Raw genomic sequence first — 17,110 nt, 5'->3', positions numbered from 1 at the left:
TGGTTAATGTGATTAATGTGATTAGTGTGGTTAGTGTGGTTAGTGTGGTTAGTGCAGCTGGCGCTTCAGGTCAGCAAGCTCCGAATGCATCGAACTGACTGCATCCTTGACCTTTGCATCGAGACCGCCGGCCTGCTGGCAAGCGCGGTCTGCACGATCGCCGATCCGTTCGAGATCATCGACCCACTGCCGGATCCGGTCCTCGTCCTTGGACGACATGACCTTCGATGCCGATTTGCATTCCTTGTCGAGTTCATCCACCCAGTTCATCAAGTCCGGTGGAATCGCCGCCTCGGCATGACAAGTCCGTGATGTCTCGCTGATGGTTTGCTGCAGATGACTAAAGCGTTGCTGCATTTCGCTGGCTTGCAACATGATGCCCCCTTCGTGAACATCCATCCACATGAATTCAGGCAGCAGATAACAGTGCGTTGCCCGTGCCATTGTCATTCGCCCGCGAGCGGGCTGCCAGCGAAGTTGCATTGCGCCAAAGCGGCCGCCAAGCGCGCGAAGGACACTTTTTCAGTCTAGGTCAGAATCGGCCAACCGCTTCGCTGTGAGCCCGGGGTTCCTGCTAACCTCGGGAACAAGTCAGCCAGCTTGGCGACAACAGGTATGCCGAAGCCGGCCGGGCACGACGCCCGCCCCTGGCTGCAGCCGCAGGGCTATCGCTTGCCCGCCTTCCCGGCGTGCCGCGCGCCGTACATCCGGTCCGGGACCAGATCCTGGTCCAGGATGTCATCGATGCTTGGCGGCATTGGCGGGTGCTCTTCCCGCACGGCGCTATGGTCCGCCCTGTCTGCCGGGCTGTCCGAGGGAATACTCTCTGCAGCGCGGGTGATCTCGTTGCGGCCGTCCTCCGGCGCATCGTCATCATCCGGATGGTGGCCATGGGGAAAATCGACCGGCTCCACCACCCGTTCGACGATCTGCTCGACGGCCCGTTCAACGTCTTCCCATACCTCTTCCGGTTCGATCGGATCCAGGATGCTGGGCATGGAGCGATTGGCGTGAGACCGACGCGGTGGTCCGCTTCGCCGCGTCCCGCCCAAATCCGCTTTGGGTGGCTTGTGCATGAACAACTCCTGAGCGACGACGATGGTCATGCGGCATGCATGGCATGCGCATACTTGCATAATATGCAGACGCGAGGCTCAAAGTGAAGGACAGGTACCGGATACGGTACTGCCGCCGCCGCTGCCGGCCCGTCCCGGCGCGATTGTACGCGGCGCTGCACATGCCGGGAGCGATGCCGCATCATGGGATTCACGATTTCCGCGTCCCGTGCCTTACCCGCTCCAGGTATTTTCCTGAAGCAGCCTCGATTCGCACCGTGTCCCCTTCCTTGATGAATTGAGGAACGAGAACCTCCATGCCGTTGTCCAGCGTCGCGGTCTTGAAGGTAGAGGTTTCATGCTCGCGCAAGCCCGGCGGCGTGGACACGATGGTTAACTCGACTGCAGGGGGAAATGCGATGGTGACCGGCTCGCCCTCATAAAGCTGCACCGGGATTCGCATGCTGGGGCGAAGAAATTTTTGATATGCGCCTATGGTCTCTGCGGGAAAACTGATCTGCTCGAAGGTTTCGGGATTCATGAAGTAAAAGGCGGCACCATCGGTGTACAGATATTCCATCTCCTGGTGAACGAGCGCGACCTCCTCGAGCTTGTCGCTCGGGCGCAACCGCAACTCCTTGATGTGACCGGTCTTCAGGTTCCTGAACTTGGCGAAAACTGCGCTTCCCTGCTGGCCACTGCCGGCGTGATAACCGGCGCTGGTAACGCTGTGAAGTTCGTCCTCGAGCATGATGACCATGCCCGGCTTCAGTCCGGAAGCTTCGACCATTGGTGTCTCCGCCTGGGCGGCAAGATTCGCCTTCAGCGTAGCACCGCAGCGCCCTTTCAACAAACGGCCTAGATGAAGTCGCGGCCAAATGCAGCGCAAACCCGCACGGTGGTGGTGAAATCGCGCGGCCATTTCCGCGCGGCCATTTCCACGCGGCCTTCGACCAGTTCCTGACCACGGTGATCGGCCACGACCGGCAAGAATCGATGATCAGCTCACGCAAGCTCCGGTGCGCCACATCGACCATGCCGCCGCAACAAATGCAGTGAAGAAGCGCAAGGGAGTCCGAAAGGCCGCGCGCGGGTCGATGAAGCACGCGAGCACCTGTTCGCTACGGCTTTCCCCATACAGGCACCAGGCGCAGAAATGCTCGCAGTTACTGGTCAGCATCCGGTGGCACTGCATTAGCAGTGCGACTTTGGCTGGAGGTGGGGTGGTCCATGTTCAAACACTCAAGCAATCACGTGAACTTGAGAAAAGCCTAGACCCGGCAAAACATTAATGACAATCAAAGATTCTTCTGCCGACCATAAGCATTTGTTGATCGACCCACAAGGGCGATGGGACAGATCAGCAGTGCGCTGAACCGAGGGGCATCCGTGACTATGCTAGTCAGGAGCGGCGGGCTGGCCGGTCAGCCGCGGAGTCCATCCCAGTACAAGGAGGCAACCATGAACAAGCGCTTGAGTGAAGACGGCATGGATCTGCTCTTTCGCGAGGCACGCACGCACAACGCATGGCTGAGCCAGCCCGTGAGCGACGAGACGCTGCGGCAACTCTATGACTTGATGAAATGGGGGCCGACCAGCGCCAACTGCTCTCCCGCACGCATCCTGTTCCTGCGCACCCCTGAGGCCAAGCAGCGCCTGGTGCCCGCACTCGCGCCGGGCAATGTGGAGAAGACCATGGCGGCGCCAGTCACTGCCATCATCGCCTATGACGTCAAATTCTACGAACTTCTGCCCAAGCTGTTCCCGCATGCGGACGCACGCTCATGGTTTGCCGACACACCGGAACTCGCGCTCACCACCGCGAGGCGCAACTCTTCCCTGCAGGGCGCGTACTTCATCATTGCGGCCCGCTCACTGGGACTCGACTGCGGGCCGATGTCCGGCTTCGACAACGCCAAGGTCGATCATGAGTTCTTTCCCGCGGACCCGAAGGAGAATGCCTTCCAGCTCGAATATTTCCCGGACAGCCATGTGAAATCGAACTTCCTGTGCAATCTGGGCTATGGCGACCCCGCCAAGCTGTTTCCGCGTGGCCCTCGCCTGGAATTCGACGAGGCATGCAAGCTGCTCTGACGGAGGGCGCATCGCAGGCTTGATTGGGGAAGCCCTTTGACAACCGGCGCTACAGGCTGCCGCGCACCCGGGCGAAGACTCCGCGTAAACCCCGAGGACACAATCGTTACATTGACAGTTTGCTGACAGCTTCCCCCCATAGAATCTGCCCCTCGCAAGCCGGACCTGCGGCACGAGCCGGATAGCGTCCGGCCTCGGCGAGCCAGCGGTTCGGACACCTCGACAGGAGCACAGATGGAAAACGGAGCAAGCGAACAGATCCCGGCCACACTGATCCCCGGCGACGGCATCGGTCCCGAAGTGGTGGATGCCACCGTCAGGGTGCTGGACGCGCTCGGTGCCCCGTTCGCCTGGGACCTGCGGCGCGCGGGCATGGCCGGTGTGGAATACAGCGGCGATCCGATGCCGGAAGACACGCTGGATAGCATCCGCCGCACCGGCCTTGCGCTGAAGGGCCCGCTGACCACGCCGGTGGGCGGCGGCTTCCGCTCCGTCAATGTGCGCCTGCGCGAAGCATTCAACCTTTACGCCAATGTGCGCCCCGCGCGAACGCTGGTGCCCGGCCGCTTCGACAACATCGACCTGGTACTGGTGCGCGAGAACGTCGGCGGCTTCTACGTGGCGCACGACTACTACATCCCGGTCGGCGACGACCCGCATGCGGTGGCCGTATCTACGGGCACCAACACGCGCGACGCCTGCCGCCGCATTGCCCGCTTCGCGTTCGAGTACGCCGTCAAGAACGGCCGCAAGAAAATCACGGTGGTGCACAAGGCGAATATCCTGAAAGCACTCACCGGCATCTTCCTGGAAGCGGCGCGGGAAGTGGCCAGCGATTATGCCGGCCGCGTAGCGATGGACGACATCATCGTCGACGCCTGCGCGATGCAGCTGGTGCTCAACCCGTGGCGCTTCGACATGCTGCTCTGTACCAACCTTTTCGGCGACATCCTGTCGGACCAGATCGCCGGCCTGGTCGGTGGGCTCGGCATGGCGCCGGGCGCCAACATCGGCGACGACGCGGCGATCTTCGAGGCGGTCCATGGCTCGGCGCCCGACATCGCGGGCCAGGGCATTGCCAACCCGATCTCGCTGATGCTGGCCGCCGGGCTGATGCTCGACCACGTGGGACGGCAGGACCTCGCCACGCGGCTGCGCGGCGCCATCGAGCTGACGCTCAACCAGGACCAGGTGAAGACTGGCGACCTCCACGGTACTGCCTCAACGCTGCAGTTTGCCGACGCGGTAACGAAGCGCATCGTTTCCGCGGGCTGACCCGCCCACGCCTGGCACGCCTTGCCAGCGCGCAAGGCTGCCTCTCCCCGGTCGTTCCTCGTTGTTCCGGCACGCTGTCCCGTGCCGGCAGGATCGGCTTGCCTTGAAATCCGTGCGCCGGACGGACGCACACAGCCGGCTCGGGTACCCCCTGGTTCCTCCCTCGGGGCCATTCGTGTTCTCGTGGCCTGGCCGGCAAAGAGATACAGAACAAGATGTTGACCCTGCTCGCCTACTCGATGGTGATCGTGTTCATGGCACTGATCATGACCAAGCGGCTCTCTGCCATGGTGGCGCTGATCCTTGTGCCAATTGCGTTCGGCGCCGTCGGCGGATTCGGCCCGGAACTCGGGCCGATGATGCTCGAGGGCGTCAGGAAGCTGGCCCCGACCGGCGTGATGCTGATGTTCGCCATCCTGTATTTCGGCCTGATGATCGACGCTGGGCTGTTCGACCCGGTGGTGCGCGTCATCCTGAAACTCGTCGGCGGCGACCCGGTCAAGATCGTGGTCGGCACCTTCGTGCTGGCCGCGCTCGTATCGCTGGACGGCGACGGCTCGACCACCTACATGATCACCTGCGCCGCCATGCTGCCGCTCTACAAGCGGCTGGGCATCAGCCGGCTCGTGCTGGCCTGCGTGATCATGATGGCCGGCGGGCTGATGAACATCCTGCCCTGGGGCGGACCCACCGCGCGCGCGGCCAGCGCGCTCGGCGTGGACGTGGGCTCGCTGTTCGTGCCGATGATCCTGCCGATGATCGTCACCGGCATGTGGGGCGTGTTCGTGGCCTTCGTGCTGGGCCGCCGCGAGCGCAACCGGCTTGGCACCCTGGCCCTGATGAGCACCGGGCCAGGTCATGCCGGCCTGTTTTCGGGCCGCGCCGGCGACACCGACCCGGAGGTAGCTGCCGGCGATCCGCAAATCGCCAGGCCCAGGTTGCTGTGGTTCAACTTCCTGCTGACCGTCGGCCTGATGGCCATGCTGATCCTCGGCACCGTGCCGCTGCCGGCCCTGTTTATCGTGGCCTGCGCGATCGCGCTGATGGTCAACTACCCGACGCTGCAGGAACAGAAGGAACGCATCGGCGCCCACGCTGCCAACGTCGTGCCGGTGGTATCGCTGATCTTTGCTGCCGGCGTTTTCGTCGGCATCCTGTCGGGCACGAAGATGGTCGACGCCATCGCCCACAGCGTGATCAGCGCCGTGCCTGACTGGATGGGCCCCTACATGGCCCTGGTGACCGGCGTGCTGAGCGTCCCGTTCACGTTCTTTATTTCGAACGACGCGTTCTACTTTGGCATCCTGCCGATCCTGGCCAAGGCCGCCGCGGTCTATGGCATCGGCGCCGCCGAGATCGGGCGCGCGTCGCTGATCGGGCAGCAGGTCCACCTGCTGAGCCCGCTGGTTGCATCCACCTATCTGCTGGTCGGCCTGGCGGAAGTCGAGTTCGGCGACCATCAGCGCTACACCCTGCTGTGGGCGCTGTCGGCGGCGGTGGTCATGCTGGTTGCGACAGTTGCCTTCGGGGTCATCCCGCTCGTGGGCCGTATCGGCTGACGGCAATGTGCCCGCTCCGATACCGCCTCACTTGGCACCTGCTCACCGCTTCGCCTATGCTGACAATCAACGATGTCTGGCGTGCGCCGAAGTCATGAAAGGATTTCTGGGCACCAGGCCCGTGCGTACCAAAATCCGAGGACGAGATGGCGACTGGCACTGTGAAGTGGTTCAACAGCGAAAAGGGGTATGGGTTCATCACGCCGGATGATGGCGGCAAGGACTTGTTTGCGCATCACAGCGAAATCGAGGGGACTGGCTTCAAGTCACTCGATGAAGGCGCGAAAGTTGAATTCGAGGTCACCCAAGGCCAGAAAGGCCCACAAGCCTCGAAGATTCGCAAGCTATAGTCGCTTGCACCGCGCAGAACCAAGGTAGAGGCCCTTTGATTGCCAAGGGCCTCTTTGTGTTGGAGGTACTGTGTCTTCCCCGTGGTGCTCGCCCGGGGTTGCCAGGCGCGGTTTAAATCAGTCGGCCCTGATCCCCCGCTGGCGGATCAGCGTACCCCACTTCTCCGTTTCCCTGGTCAGGTGGTCGCGCAATACCGCCGGCGAGCTTCCGATCGGCTCGGCGCCGATCTGCGCCAGGCGTTTTTGCACGGCAGGATTACGCAGCGCCTCGAGTATCGCGCCGTTCAGCTTGTCGATCACGGGCTGCGGCGTCTTCGCCGGCACGAAGGCGGCGAACCAGGGCGACAGTTCGTAGCCCGGCAGCCCGGCTTCGGCCACAGTGGGAACGTTGGGGAGCGCGCTGGAGCGCTTGCTTGTGGTGACGGCAATCGGGGTCAGCTTGCCGGATTCAATCTGTGGCCTGGCCGACGTGATGCTGTCGAACATATAGTCCACCTGCCCACCCAGCAGGTCGGTCATGGCCGGTCCGCTGCCCTTGTAGGGAATGTGCAGCATCTCGACATGGGCCATCGACGTGAACAGTTCGGCCGCAAGGTGGATCGAGGTGCCGTTGCCGGCGGAAGCATAGGTATATTTGCCCGGTGCTGCCTTGGCATGGGCGATCACGTCCTTGACCGTGGTCTCCTGCCGGCGCGACTTGTTGGCGACCAGCACATTGGGCACTACGGCCAGTAGCGACACCGGAGCGAAATCCTTGACCGGGTCATACGACAGCTTGCCGTACAGCGCCGGGTTCACTGCCATGCCGTTGGCCACGATGATCAGCGTATAGCCGTCGGCAGGCGCGCGCGCCACCAGTTCAGCGCCGATATTACCGCCCGCCCCGGGGCGGTTCTCGACCACGATCGACTGGCCCAGCGTACGCGACATGTCTTCTCCGAGCGTGCGCGCGATGTTGTCCATTGCCCCGCCCGCGGGGAACGGCACGATCCAGCGGATCGGATGGTCGGGGTATGCCGCCTTCGCCGCGGGCGCAGCAAACGAAAGGCTTGCCGCCAGGGCAAGCGCGCCCGCCCGGCCGGTACGGGCCAGCCCCTGAAACAACGTATCCATGGTCTCCTCTCTGCATTGCCGCGCTTGGGCGGCTTGTCCGTGCCACCCGCTCAGCAGATTCAGGCCTTGCGGCACGCGCAGGCTGAAGGTGGCCAGGCAAGTATGGCGCTTGACTGAGACCACGTCCAAGACCGATGATGTTGCGATTGATACCTTCAAGGTATTGGAATGGAACTCCGACATCTGCGCTACTTCCAGGTCGTGGCCGAGGAACTCAACGTCACCCGCGCGGCAGAGCGGCTGCATATGGCGCAGCCACCGCTTTCACGCCAGATCCGCCAGCTCGAAGAGGAAGTCGGCGTGGCGTTGTTCGACCGGGTCGGCCGGGGCATTAGACTGACGGAAGCCGGGCGTTTCCTGCTGGAACAGAGCAAGCAGCTGACGGTGCGGCTGGAAGAGGTCATCGGGACGACGCGGCGCATCGGACAGCAGGACAAACGCTGGTTCGGCATCGGCTTTGTACCCTCGGTGTTGTACGGCGTCCTTCCCGAACTGATTCGCGAGCTGCGCGAGTCCGAGCAGCAGGTGGAAGTCGGCCTGGCGGAGATGATTACCATCGAGCAGGTGGAAGCGCTGAAGTCAGGCCGCATCGACCTTGGCTTCGGACGCATCGCGCTCAACGATCCGGCCATCCGGCAGCAGCAGGTCATGTCGGAGCCGCTGGTGGCGGCGATACCCGCGTCTGACCCGATCCCCGATATCGCCCAGCTGACGCCCCGGCAACTGGCCGCGCGATCCTTCATCCTCTATCCGGCCCGGCCGCGTCCGAGCTACGCTGACCACCTGTTGTCGCTATTCAGTGCACACGGGATCCAGTTGCGCGTGGCCCAAGAGGCCAACGAACTGCAGACGGCGCTGGGCCTGGTTGCCGCAGGGGTCGGCATCACGCTGGTGCCCGCGTCGATCCAGCGGCTGCACCGCGATGATGTTCGCTATTGCCCGATCGATGCGCCCGGCTTCGTCTCGCCGGTCATCATGAGCTACCGGGTCGGTGACCAGTCCCCCTTCCTGGCCTGGGCTGTCGAGCAAGTGATGAGGCGCGCAGGAGCAGCGCGCGAAAGCGCGTATTTAGGTCGCTGAGGTCCCTCCAGGCGATTGCGGCGTCGACTCGATCTCTTGCCAGCATGGCATCCTGGCTGATCAACGGCGGCCTTTCCTCAAATAATCGGTAAAGAGCAAAAAAATCCCCGAGCCGTGCTCGGGGGATATCGGGTTGTGGCCGCTGACGTGGCGCGGTCCACGCATGTAAGTCCAGACGTCTCGAGGCAACTACGTAGTTGCTTATTTACCCTAGTCTGTCAGCCCGTCGCGATTGGTAATTCTCGCACCGTCGGTGAACACGTCTCGCCTGTCTACCACTCTCGCGCCATCCGAGTAGACGTCAAACTTTGCGCTTCCATCGGCATACGGATCCCGCGGCCCCAATACGCTCGCGCCGTCCGTGTACACATCTCGCGCCCCGATGCCGGCATAGGCCAGGCTGGAGCCAAGCGCCGCGCACGCGCCAGCTAGCAAAATGAGTGTCTTTACCATTTTTTCACCTCCTACTTATGCGGTTGCAAGGGCCCGGCAGCGAATCCGCTTCGCTCCCGTGTGAGGACATAGCTTCGTACGACTGCAATGTATGTCCTGGCGGTAGGTAGATGAATAGGGCTTGTTTCCGAAAAGGGGCTAGGGGAATGCCCTATTCGGAAGGCGGACGGGAACTTTTCGAAATTCCCTCAAGAAGGCTTACCGCGCAGCAGCATTCTGGCATAGATTGGTAGGGTGCACTGCAACACCGAATGGATTCGATCCGCCTACACATTGCCCGGATTCGATAGAAATTGGCGATTTTCAACAAATTTAGACACGTTGGCTTTTTGCAAGACTTTTGTCATTTCAGATAACGTGACAATGGCTGGTGTTGCCAGGGCATGTCTCGATGGTTTGAATCGAACAATGACCATCATTCTGCATAAAGCGAGGCTCAACCTCTTCATTCGAAGCGCATTTGTCGCATTGGCGTATTTTGCAGGTGCAAAGCTGGGTCTTGCGTATGCGGTAGTGGGCGGTGCGGTGTCCCTGGTCTGGCCATCCAGCGGCATTGCCCTCGTTGCGCTGCTCACGATGGGCGTCGGCGTTGCCCCTGGCGTTGCGATTGGCTCGATGCTGGCGAACATGTCGGTGGGCATACCTGCGCATGTTGCCGCGGTAATCGGCCTCGGCGCAACGATGGCCGCCTTGACGGCCACATGGCTGCTGAAGCGGGTCGCCGGTTTCCAGGTATCGCTTGATCGCATCAGGGACGTGCTGGCCTTGATCATCCTGGCTGCGACGCTTGGCTCGGCACTGAGCGCCTGGATCGGCACGAGCGCCCTCCGGGGCGAAGGTATGCTGTCAGTCGACGAATACAGCGGCGCCTTTCTGAAATGGTGGCTCGGCGACATGATGGGGGTGCTCGTGGTAGCTCCGCCGCTGCTCAACCTGCTCACCCATTCAAGTCCCGTCCGTTCGGCGAGCCAGGCCGTGGAAGCGTGCGGACTTGCCGTGGTGATCCTCGGGGTGAGTCACCTGATCTTCGGCGCCCCGCAGCTTGCCGGGCACGGCTACTATCCTGCGGCCATGGCGATCTTTCCGTTCGTTATCTGGGCCGCCCTGCGCTTTGACCATCTTGGTACCAGCCTCGCGACCTTGCTGGTCGCGATCATCGCCGTCCGGGGCACCACGCACGGCACTGGTCCCTTTGTCGCGGAATCACCGGTGGATAGCCTTGTGAGATGGTGTGTGTTCGCGAACGTGGTGGCGATCACCGGGCTGCTGCTGGTGGCGACACATGCCCAGCAGAAGCGCATTCATCGTCTCCTGATGGCATCCCACAAGGAACTTGAACGGCGCGTGCAAGAACGAACCCAGGACCTTGAGCGAGCCAACAACGAACTGAAGCAGGAGATGGAAAGGCGCCGCCGGCTGGAGTCGGAACTGATCCGGATCGGCGATCACCAACAGCGGCTCATTGGCCGGGAACTGCATGACGGCCTCGGGCAGCACCTCACGAGCCTGGGCTTCTACTGCACCACTGTGAGCCAGGAACTGCAGAGGCAGGGAAACCCGGCAGCGGCGGATGCGGCAACCGTTGTTGAACTGGTGAAACAGGCGTCCCTGATGACTCGCAGGATTGCCCATGGGCTGGACCCCGTCACCATGGACTCCGGTGACCTCTCGGTCGCCCTGCAAGGCCTGGCGGAATCGACACGCTCGCTGAACGGCATTGGCTGTACGCTTCGCATCGCGACGGATGTGGACTTGCCGGATCCGCCAATGCAGACCAACCTTTACCGTGCCGCACAGGAAGCCGTCAATAACGCCCTGAAGTACAGCCACGGCAGCCATATCTGGATCGACCTGGAGCGCGAAGGCGACGGCCAGACGCTTTCGATCAGTGACGATGGCGTGGGGATCGACCCGGAGCAGATGGAACGCACTTCGGGACTGGGACTTCACAACCTGCGTCACCGGGCAAGCCTGCTGGACGGTTCGTGCACCGTCACCCGCAATGCCATGGGTGGCACCACGGTTGCCATCAGCTATCCGATACGCAGGGGGCCCGGCCATGCCAGAGACGCCACCTAGCCCTCGCCCTGCAACCAGGGTCCTGATCGTCGACGACCACCCTATCATCCGGGAAGGATTGACCCACTTGCTGAAGCAGGAGAATCTGCACGTCTGCTGCGCGGCAGCCAGTACGGAAGAGGCTTTGGCCGCAATGGCGTGCGGGCCTGACATGGCCATTGTGGATCTCAGCCTGCAGGCGGACTCCGGCCTGGATCTTATCAAGACGCTCCGGCAACACTATCCGAACCTGGCAATACTGGTCCTCAGCATGCACGACGAAGCCCTGTTTGCCGAACGCGCATTGCGAGCGGGCGCCAACGGGTATCTGATGAAACTCGAGGCCACCGGGCATGTCATGAGTGCCATCCGCGAGGTGCTGGCCGGCAATATCTACCTCAGCGCCGCCATGCATACCAGGCTTGCACGGGCACTGGCCGTCCCCAGGAACAACCTGGCAGGCTCGATTGCAAGTCTTTCTGATCGTGAGTTCGAAGTCCTGCACCTGATCGGGCTCGGCTTCAGCACGCGCGAGATCGCCATGAAGCTGAATCGGAGCGTCAAGACCATCGAGGCACATCAAGCCAACATCAAGGAAAAGCTCGACATTTCCAGTGGCAAGGAGTTGATGCGCTTTGCGATTCAGTGGCTCGAAAGCGAGGGGAGTGCCTAGGACCTTTGGGATATCGGAGGGGGAAGCAGGCTCTTGCTTTTTGAGCCGGCCGCACTCGCCCGGAGGCAGGGCGATCCAGACGCGCGTGTCAGCTTTGTGCCATGAAATGGTAAATGCTTGTCACGTCCCGTCAAGCGGACGCAGCCCGCAACATCCAAACTCACGAGGGCTGATCTGTCTGATCGAGCACCGCAGCCTTATCCCCGTGCCACCGAAAGATGGAGCGAACCGCCATCATCGGTGACGCGCCATCTTGAAAGTCTGACATGAACCCTACGACACCAACCGTTCTCATCGTCCCCGGCCTGCGTGACCATGTGCCGGAACACTGGCAGACCCTGCTGGCAGCGAAGCTGCCCCGCGTGGTCTCCGTCGCCCCACTCGAGCAAGACAAGCTGAGCTGCGCTGCCCGGGTGGATGCGATCGAGCGCGCCCTGGCTACTATCGAGGGGCCGGTCATCATCGTGGCACACAGCGCCGGCGCGATGATGGTCGTCCATTGGGCAGCCCGAGGCGGCAAACGCGAGATCCTCGGCGCACTGCTTGCGGCACCTGCGGACCTCGAGACGCCCATGCCGGCAGGCTACCCGGCGACCGACACACTGCGCGATCACGGCTGGCTGCCGATCCCTCGCGCCGCCTTGCCGTTCCCGAGCATCGTTGCGGCAAGCAGCAACGATCCGCTGACTCGCCTCGAGCGCGCCCGCGACCTGGCGCAGGCCTGGGGAAGCCGTTTCGTCGAACTCGGCGACGTCGGGCATCTGAATCCGGCTTCCGGCTATGGTGAATGGCCGCAGGCGGAAGCGCTCATCCTCGAGCTCTCGTAAAGCGGATCACCGCCTGGTGCCACAGGCCGCTCGTAACGGACATGGCCCGCGGCGCCGGTGATCGTGCCATGCACGCCGGAGGAGCCGTGGCAAGTTCGCTCACGGCTCCTTCTGCTTACTCCGGCTGGTAGTTGATGGACTTCAGCAGCGCGGCCTGTTGCTGGTATGCCTGCTTCAGGTCCGTCATCATCTCTTCCGACGTCGCGGGATCGCCCTGCTCCATGCCCATGTCCTTGATGCGACTCTGCACGGCGGGTTGCTTGAAATATGCCAGCGTGGCGTCGCGGATTTTCTGCTGTACCGCCAGGTCGACATCCGGGCGTGACCACACGGCGAACCAGCCAGCTTGCGCCAGCTGCGGGTAGCCAAGCTCCTTGAAGGTAGGTACATCCGCCAGGCCCGCGATCCGGGCCGGATAGGCCACCGCAATCGCTTTGATCTTCCCCGCCTTGATCAGCGGCAACGAGGTAGTCACCCCATCGAACATCAGCGGCACATGCCCACCCATCAGGTCGTTCAACGCGGGTGGAGAGCCCTTGTAGCCTACGTGCCGCATTGGCACATGGGTGAGTTGTCCGAGCAATATGCCCGAGGTGTGCCCCTTCAGTCCGGCAGCATAAGAAGCAAACACGAGCCCGTCTTTTTGCGACTTGCCATAGTCCACAAGCTGCTTCAGGTTGGAAACAGGAAGGTCCTTGTTGGCAACCAGCACCAGCCCCGTGCGGCTGATCTGGGCAAGAGGCTTCAGGTCTGCAAACGGCTTGTACTGGACCTTGTAGGCCAATGGCGCCTCGCTTACGACACCGCCCTGGATGACCAGGAGGGTATGGCCATCCTTGCCGGTGGACTGCATGTCGCTGATCGCCAGCGCACCGGCCGCACCAGGCTTGTTTTCCACAATGACCGGCTTGCTCCATGCCTTATGCAGGCCTTCCGCGAGCAGCCGCGCCAGTGCGTCAGCGCTGCCGCCGGCAGGCCCCGCCACCACCAGGCGGATCGGCTTCGTTGGCCAGGCCTGCTGGGCGTGAGCCACGGGCAGCCAGCCGACGACACCAACACCGAATGCCAGGGCGCATCCTTGCCACCATAAGCTATTGGCCTGCTTCTTCATGTCTGTACCTCTTGATTGCTGCTTTGCGTGTTTGGAAAGCTTTGTCGATGACGGAAGCGGCATATCGCACCACGGGCCACGCGCGTGAGGACTGCTCACCTCTTTTTTTCTATTCTCGGAGCGCGGCACGTCAACCGGCTAGGCCGATCACGACATGCTTTTACCAATTCGCGCAAACAGAGGGAAAACCCTGTAGAGATCTGGCAAGCCACCCTGACGAGCCGGTGGTCTTTCCGGCGTTCGGCAGCTAAACTCGGCCCGCATCTTCTGTCGGCGACCTGGGGAATGCCTTGACTGCTGCAAAAGCCATATATCTCGATCCACCTGCCGGTTTCGAGCGCATCGTCGTCGGGGAAGCCACGGCCGCCCCTCCCGGACCGGGGGAGATCACCGTGCGCATCCATGCGAGTTCGCTCAACTATCATGACTACGCCGTGGTTTCAGGCCGTCGGGCCCTGGCGCAAAGGCGCATTCCGATGGCGGACGGCGCCGGTGAAGTCACCGCCGTTGGTGCCGGCGTGAAGACATTCTCGGTCGGCGACCATGTTGTCAGCACCTTTTTTCCGACGTGGCATGACGGAGGGCCGTTCCTGTGCGATTTTGCTACCGTCCCCGGGGATGGCGTCGACGGCTTTGCGCGGGAGGTTGTGACGTTGCCCGAAGCGTGCTTCACGCATGCTCCACACGGCTACAGCCATGCCGAGGCCGCCACGCTGACCACGGCCGGCCTGACTGCCTGGCGGGCATTGTTTGCCGATGGCGGCTTGAAGCCGGGAGAGACCGTGCTGGTACTCGGCACCGGCGGCGTATCGGTCTTTGCGCTGCAATTCGCCAAGGCGGCCGGCGCGCGGGTGATCGCCACCTCATCCTCGGACGAGAAGCTGGCCAGGCTGCACAAGCTTGGCGCAGACTGCCTGATCAACTATCGCAAGACGGCGCAGTGGGGCGAGGCAGTACGCGAGATGACGGATGGCGCAGGCGCAGACCATGTCATCGAGGTTGGCGGCGCCGCCACCCTGGACCAGTCGATGACGGCAGCCCGTGTCGGCGGACATATCGCCGTGATCGGGTCACTGGGAAACCCGACCGGGCCGGTCACCGTCACCCAGCTGCTGCGCAAGCACCTGCGGCTGACGGGGCTGCTGGTGGGGAGCCGCCAGCACCAGCTCGACATGGTGCGTGCCTTGAATACCACCGGCATCCGCCCGGTCATCGACCGGCATTTCCCGCTGGAAGCGATGGCCGACGCCTTTCGCTACCAGGAAGCGAATCAGCACATCGGCAAGATCGTGCTGGACATCTGATCAACGGCCGCTGCATAACCAGCGGCGGCCGGCAACCCGATGTCTTGCGCACGCGCGCACGATGCCTTCAGCAAAGGCCCCTTTCGATCGCCCCGGCAACCTGCAGGATGCGCGCGTCGGCACCGTTCAAGCCACAGACGCTGAGCGCGACGCCCGGCACGGCTGCGGGGAGCGGTAGCGATACCGCACAGCCATCGAGGAAGTTGATGACGCTGGGATTGCGAAGCACTAGCCCGTTGATCGAAAAGAAGGCCTCATCGCTGCCGAGTGCATCGAGCCGCGGCGGCCGGACGGCAACGGTCGGCATCAGCCAGGCGTCGGCATCGCGCAGCAGCTTGGCTGCGCTCTGGCGCATCGCTTCCCGTTCTTTCAGCAGCGTCAGATAGTCGGCAGCGCCCTGTTGCTGGCCGCGGCGTATCCGTGTCGCCACACGCGGATCGTAGGCAGCGCCGCGCTCGTCCAGCAGCGCGCGATGCCAGTGCCACGCCTCGGCCGCGGTCAGGCCGCCGCCGGCGTTGATCGTGGGCAGGTGGTGCAGTTCGGGGAAATCGAACGGGATGACGTGCGCACCGTGCCGGGACAGGCTGGCAAGCGCTGCGTCGAAACCACGCGCGACTTCGCTGTCCAGACCCTCGGTGACGAAATCGCGCGTCACGTACAGGCGCAGGCCGGCGAGCGCAGCGGGCTCGCTGTCGAGCGTTTCGCCGCTGAGGACCGCATCGAAGGCCGCGCAGCAAGCCACCGAACGCGCCAGCGGGCCGGCCGAGTCGAGCGAGGTCGACAACGGCACGGCGCCCGCCAGCGGCACGCGCCTTGCGCTGGGCTTGAAGCCCGTCAGCCCGCAGAATGCGCTCGGGATGCGGATCGAGCCGCCCGTGTCGGTACCGAGCGCGGCCACGGCCATGTCGAGCGCCACGCTGACGGCGCCGCCCGAGGTCGAGCCCCCGGCGATGCAGGCTTCGTCGAACGGCGTGCGGGGCGTACCGTAGTGCGGGTTCAGGCCAAGCCCGGAAAACGCGAACTCGCTCATGTTGGTGCGCCCGATCAGCACCGCGCCTGCCGCGCGCAGGCGCGCCACGGCCGGCGCATCGGCGGCCGCAGCGGCGCCATCCAGCGCCTTTGAGCCGGCCCGCGTCACCTGGCCGCGCACATCGAACAAGTCCTTGACGGACACCGGCAGGCCGGCCAGTGGCGATGCCACATAGCCGGCGGCACGCGCCTGGTCTGCCGCCGCGGCCGCCGCCAGGGCGCCCTTGTCATCGACCTCGACGAAAGCCGCGCCGCCCGACTTGCGATGGCTGTCGATACGCGCCAGCGCCTGTTCGGTCAGCGCGACGCTGGTCGTCCGCCCGGCATCCAGGCTGGCGGCCAGTTCGGCGATGGTGGGAAGATCGGTACGCATCAAGGAGCCACCTCCAGGCTTGCCACGCGGTACGCATGGCGTAGCGAACGCCGCAATACCGGATCGTGCAGCTCGACTTCGAACGCCTCCCCGCCTCCCAGTTCCCCGATCACGGCCTGAGTGCCGCAGAACATCGCGGTACCGGGCGGTAGCGCGTCTGCGCCATGCACATCGCCGTGCAAGCGCCGGATCAGGTCACGCGGATCGAGCAGGCGCGTCACCAGCCCTTCCTGGTAAAGCTCGCGCACGCCATGCCGGGTGCGCCAGCAGCGCATCTCGAGCCGGTCCCAGTGCGCCGCGACATCGTCGAAGCGCCAGACCTTGCTGCCGACCGGCTTGGCGCACATCTGCTTGGAGACGGTGACGTCATAGGCCTCGACCTTGCGATCGGTATGGTCCGAGCCCACGCCGACATAGAGCGCGTCGGGGCCCGCCATCAGCACGAACTCGATCTCGCCCGATGAATCCTCCCGCGGCACTTCCAGCAACGGCGCGGTCGTCAGCAGCGACGCGGCAAGCGGGTAGAAGCACGGGACGGTCGACGGCGGCTTCACGCCGATCTCTTCGAGTTCCCGGATGTGGTGGTTGACGGCGTCGGCATCGCGCCCGGTCCAGCCGGCAATGACGAGCCGGTCGATATGCAGCGCCAGCGGTCCTTCGCCGGCGAGCTGGAATTCCAAAGTAGGCATACGGTACAAGTGGTTGGAATGATGGGGCTGCGAGCGGAACGCAGCCGCTGGGCGCGGCCCGCCGGAC

General features: G+C 63.4%; 17 protein-coding genes. 9 read left to right on the top strand and 8 right to left on the bottom strand.

All coding sequences use genetic code 11. The features are described from left to right. Positions 1 to 48: 48 nt before the first annotated feature. The 4 genes from E0W60_RS18450 to E0W60_RS38070 form a co-directional block, all read right to left on the bottom strand. On the bottom strand, positions 49 to 375 hold the full coding sequence (locus E0W60_RS18450) for a hypothetical protein (RefSeq protein ID WP_133098291.1): 327 nt from the start codon (positions 373 to 375) through the stop codon (positions 49 to 51). Positions 376 to 665: 290 nt separating this feature from the next. Then, positions 666 to 1,106 carry a hypothetical protein gene (locus tag E0W60_RS18445; protein WP_135705176.1) on the bottom strand — a complete coding sequence of 147 codons (441 nt, stop codon included), beginning with the start codon at positions 1,104 to 1,106 and terminating at the stop codon, positions 666 to 668. Between the two features lie 160 nt (positions 1,107 to 1,266). Further along, positions 1,267 to 1,845: an elongation factor P gene (locus tag E0W60_RS18440; RefSeq protein ID WP_133098254.1), complete on the bottom strand. Its 579-nt coding sequence runs from the start codon at positions 1,843 to 1,845 to the stop codon at positions 1,267 to 1,269. A 68-nt stretch (positions 1,846 to 1,913) separates the two neighbouring features. After that, a complete protein-coding gene (locus E0W60_RS38070) occupies positions 1,914 to 2,045 on the bottom strand; it encodes a hypothetical protein (protein ID WP_255519991.1) in 132 nt (43 codons plus the stop codon). Between the two features lie 471 nt (positions 2,046 to 2,516). Here E0W60_RS38070 and E0W60_RS18430 point away from each other — a divergent pair, with 471 nt between their 5' ends. The 4 genes from E0W60_RS18430 to E0W60_RS18415 all read left to right on the top strand — a co-directional run bounded on the left by E0W60_RS18430 (position 2,517) and on the right by E0W60_RS18415 (position 6,333). Next, positions 2,517 to 3,149: a malonic semialdehyde reductase gene (locus tag E0W60_RS18430; RefSeq protein WP_135705175.1), complete on the top strand. Its 633-nt coding sequence runs from the start codon at positions 2,517 to 2,519 to the stop codon at positions 3,147 to 3,149. Positions 3,150 to 3,383: 234 nt separating this feature from the next. Beyond that, complete coding sequence (locus E0W60_RS18425; protein ID WP_133098251.1) at positions 3,384 to 4,424, top strand: isocitrate/isopropylmalate dehydrogenase family protein; 1,041 nt, start codon at positions 3,384 to 3,386, stop codon at positions 4,422 to 4,424. Positions 4,425 to 4,639: 215 nt separating this feature from the next. Beyond that, a complete protein-coding gene (locus E0W60_RS18420; protein ID WP_135705174.1) occupies positions 4,640 to 5,983 on the top strand; it encodes a CitMHS family transporter in 1,344 nt (447 codons plus the stop codon). A 146-nt stretch (positions 5,984 to 6,129) separates the two neighbouring features. Further along, entirely contained in the window at positions 6,130 to 6,333 is a 204-nt protein-coding gene (locus tag E0W60_RS18415) for a cold-shock protein (protein WP_133098249.1), read from the top strand. A gap of 117 nt (positions 6,334 to 6,450) precedes the next feature. On the opposite strand, the gene E0W60_RS18410 is transcribed toward E0W60_RS18415, so the two are convergent. Next, on the bottom strand, positions 6,451 to 7,446 hold the full coding sequence (locus tag E0W60_RS18410; RefSeq protein WP_135705173.1) for a tripartite tricarboxylate transporter substrate binding protein: 996 nt from the start codon (positions 7,444 to 7,446) through the stop codon (positions 6,451 to 6,453). Positions 7,447 to 7,614: 168 nt separating this feature from the next. Here E0W60_RS18410 and E0W60_RS18405 point away from each other — a divergent pair, with 168 nt between their 5' ends. The 4 genes from E0W60_RS18405 to E0W60_RS18385 all read left to right on the top strand — a co-directional run bounded on the left by E0W60_RS18405 (position 7,615) and on the right by E0W60_RS18385 (position 12,537). Then, positions 7,615 to 8,526 carry a LysR family transcriptional regulator gene (locus tag E0W60_RS18405; RefSeq protein WP_135705172.1) on the top strand — a complete coding sequence of 304 codons (912 nt, stop codon included), beginning with the start codon at positions 7,615 to 7,617 and terminating at the stop codon, positions 8,524 to 8,526. A gap of 861 nt (positions 8,527 to 9,387) precedes the next feature. Further along, positions 9,388 to 11,058 carry an MASE1 domain-containing protein gene (locus E0W60_RS18395; RefSeq protein WP_135705170.1) on the top strand — a complete coding sequence of 557 codons (1,671 nt, stop codon included), beginning with the start codon at positions 9,388 to 9,390 and terminating at the stop codon, positions 11,056 to 11,058. Then, positions 11,039 to 11,710: a response regulator gene (locus tag E0W60_RS18390; protein ID WP_133098246.1), complete on the top strand. Its 672-nt coding sequence runs from the start codon at positions 11,039 to 11,041 to the stop codon at positions 11,708 to 11,710. Before E0W60_RS18395 ends, E0W60_RS18390 begins: the two co-directional genes overlap by 20 nt. A 266-nt stretch (positions 11,711 to 11,976) precedes the next feature. Further along, positions 11,977 to 12,537, top strand: coding sequence for an RBBP9/YdeN family alpha/beta hydrolase (locus tag E0W60_RS18385; protein ID WP_135705169.1), 561 nt, complete (start codon positions 11,977 to 11,979; stop codon positions 12,535 to 12,537). Between the two features lie 115 nt (positions 12,538 to 12,652). Here the strand turns inward: E0W60_RS18385 and E0W60_RS18380 are convergent, their stop codons facing one another. Then, positions 12,653 to 13,648: a Bug family tripartite tricarboxylate transporter substrate binding protein gene (locus E0W60_RS18380; protein ID WP_133098244.1), complete on the bottom strand. Its 996-nt coding sequence runs from the start codon at positions 13,646 to 13,648 to the stop codon at positions 12,653 to 12,655. 290 nt (positions 13,649 to 13,938) lie between these two features. Here E0W60_RS18380 and E0W60_RS18375 point away from each other — a divergent pair, with 290 nt between their 5' ends. Beyond that, complete coding sequence (locus E0W60_RS18375) at positions 13,939 to 14,952, top strand: zinc-dependent alcohol dehydrogenase family protein (protein WP_133098243.1); 1,014 nt, start codon at positions 13,939 to 13,941, stop codon at positions 14,950 to 14,952. A 67-nt stretch (positions 14,953 to 15,019) separates the two neighbouring features. On the opposite strand, the gene E0W60_RS18370 is transcribed toward E0W60_RS18375, so the two are convergent. Both E0W60_RS18370 and E0W60_RS18365 read right to left on the bottom strand, forming a co-directional pair. Then, a complete protein-coding gene (locus E0W60_RS18370; protein ID WP_133098242.1) occupies positions 15,020 to 16,354 on the bottom strand; it encodes an amidase in 1,335 nt (444 codons plus the stop codon). Then, positions 16,354 to 17,043: a DUF2848 domain-containing protein gene (locus E0W60_RS18365; RefSeq protein ID WP_135705168.1), complete on the bottom strand. Its 690-nt coding sequence runs from the start codon at positions 17,041 to 17,043 to the stop codon at positions 16,354 to 16,356. The genes E0W60_RS18370 and E0W60_RS18365 overlap by 1 nt, the downstream gene beginning before the upstream one ends. Positions 17,044 to 17,110: the final 67 nt, after the last annotated feature.

Origin of the sequence: Cupriavidus oxalaticus (assembly GCF_004768545.1) — a bacterium.
GTDB lineage: Bacteria > Pseudomonadota > Gammaproteobacteria > Burkholderiales > Burkholderiaceae > Cupriavidus > Cupriavidus oxalaticus_A.
This window is presented reverse-complemented; position numbering and strand designations above follow the sequence as displayed.

Coding starts and splice junctions, on each gene's coding strand:
- E0W60_RS18450 (WP_133098291.1), bottom strand. CDS start 375: ATGTTGCAAGCCAGCGAAATGCAGCAACGCTTTAGTCATCTGCAGCAA.
- E0W60_RS18445 (WP_135705176.1), bottom strand. CDS start 1,106: ATGACCATCGTCGTCGCTCAGGAGTTGTTCATGCACAAGCCACCCAAA.
- E0W60_RS18440 (WP_133098254.1), bottom strand. CDS start 1,845: ATGGTCGAAGCTTCCGGACTGAAGCCGGGCATGGTCATCATGCTCGAG.
- E0W60_RS18430 (WP_135705175.1), top strand. CDS start 2,517: ATGAACAAGCGCTTGAGTGAAGACGGCATGGATCTGCTCTTTCGCGAG.
- E0W60_RS18425 (WP_133098251.1), top strand. CDS start 3,384: ATGGAAAACGGAGCAAGCGAACAGATCCCGGCCACACTGATCCCCGGC.
- E0W60_RS18420 (WP_135705174.1), top strand. CDS start 4,640: ATGTTGACCCTGCTCGCCTACTCGATGGTGATCGTGTTCATGGCACTG.
- E0W60_RS18415 (WP_133098249.1), top strand. CDS start 6,130: ATGGCGACTGGCACTGTGAAGTGGTTCAACAGCGAAAAGGGGTATGGG.
- E0W60_RS18410 (WP_135705173.1), bottom strand. CDS start 7,446: ATGGATACGTTGTTTCAGGGGCTGGCCCGTACCGGCCGGGCGGGCGCG.
- E0W60_RS18405 (WP_135705172.1), top strand. CDS start 7,615: ATGGAACTCCGACATCTGCGCTACTTCCAGGTCGTGGCCGAGGAACTC.
- E0W60_RS18395 (WP_135705170.1), top strand. CDS start 9,388: ATGACCATCATTCTGCATAAAGCGAGGCTCAACCTCTTCATTCGAAGC.
- E0W60_RS18390 (WP_133098246.1), top strand. CDS start 11,039: ATGCCAGAGACGCCACCTAGCCCTCGCCCTGCAACCAGGGTCCTGATC.
- E0W60_RS18385 (WP_135705169.1), top strand. CDS start 11,977: ATGAACCCTACGACACCAACCGTTCTCATCGTCCCCGGCCTGCGTGAC.
- E0W60_RS18380 (WP_133098244.1), bottom strand. CDS start 13,648: ATGAAGAAGCAGGCCAATAGCTTATGGTGGCAAGGATGCGCCCTGGCA.
- E0W60_RS18370 (WP_133098242.1), bottom strand. CDS start 16,354: ATGCGTACCGATCTTCCCACCATCGCCGAACTGGCCGCCAGCCTGGAT.
- E0W60_RS18365 (WP_135705168.1), bottom strand. CDS start 17,043: ATGCCTACTTTGGAATTCCAGCTCGCCGGCGAAGGACCGCTGGCGCTG.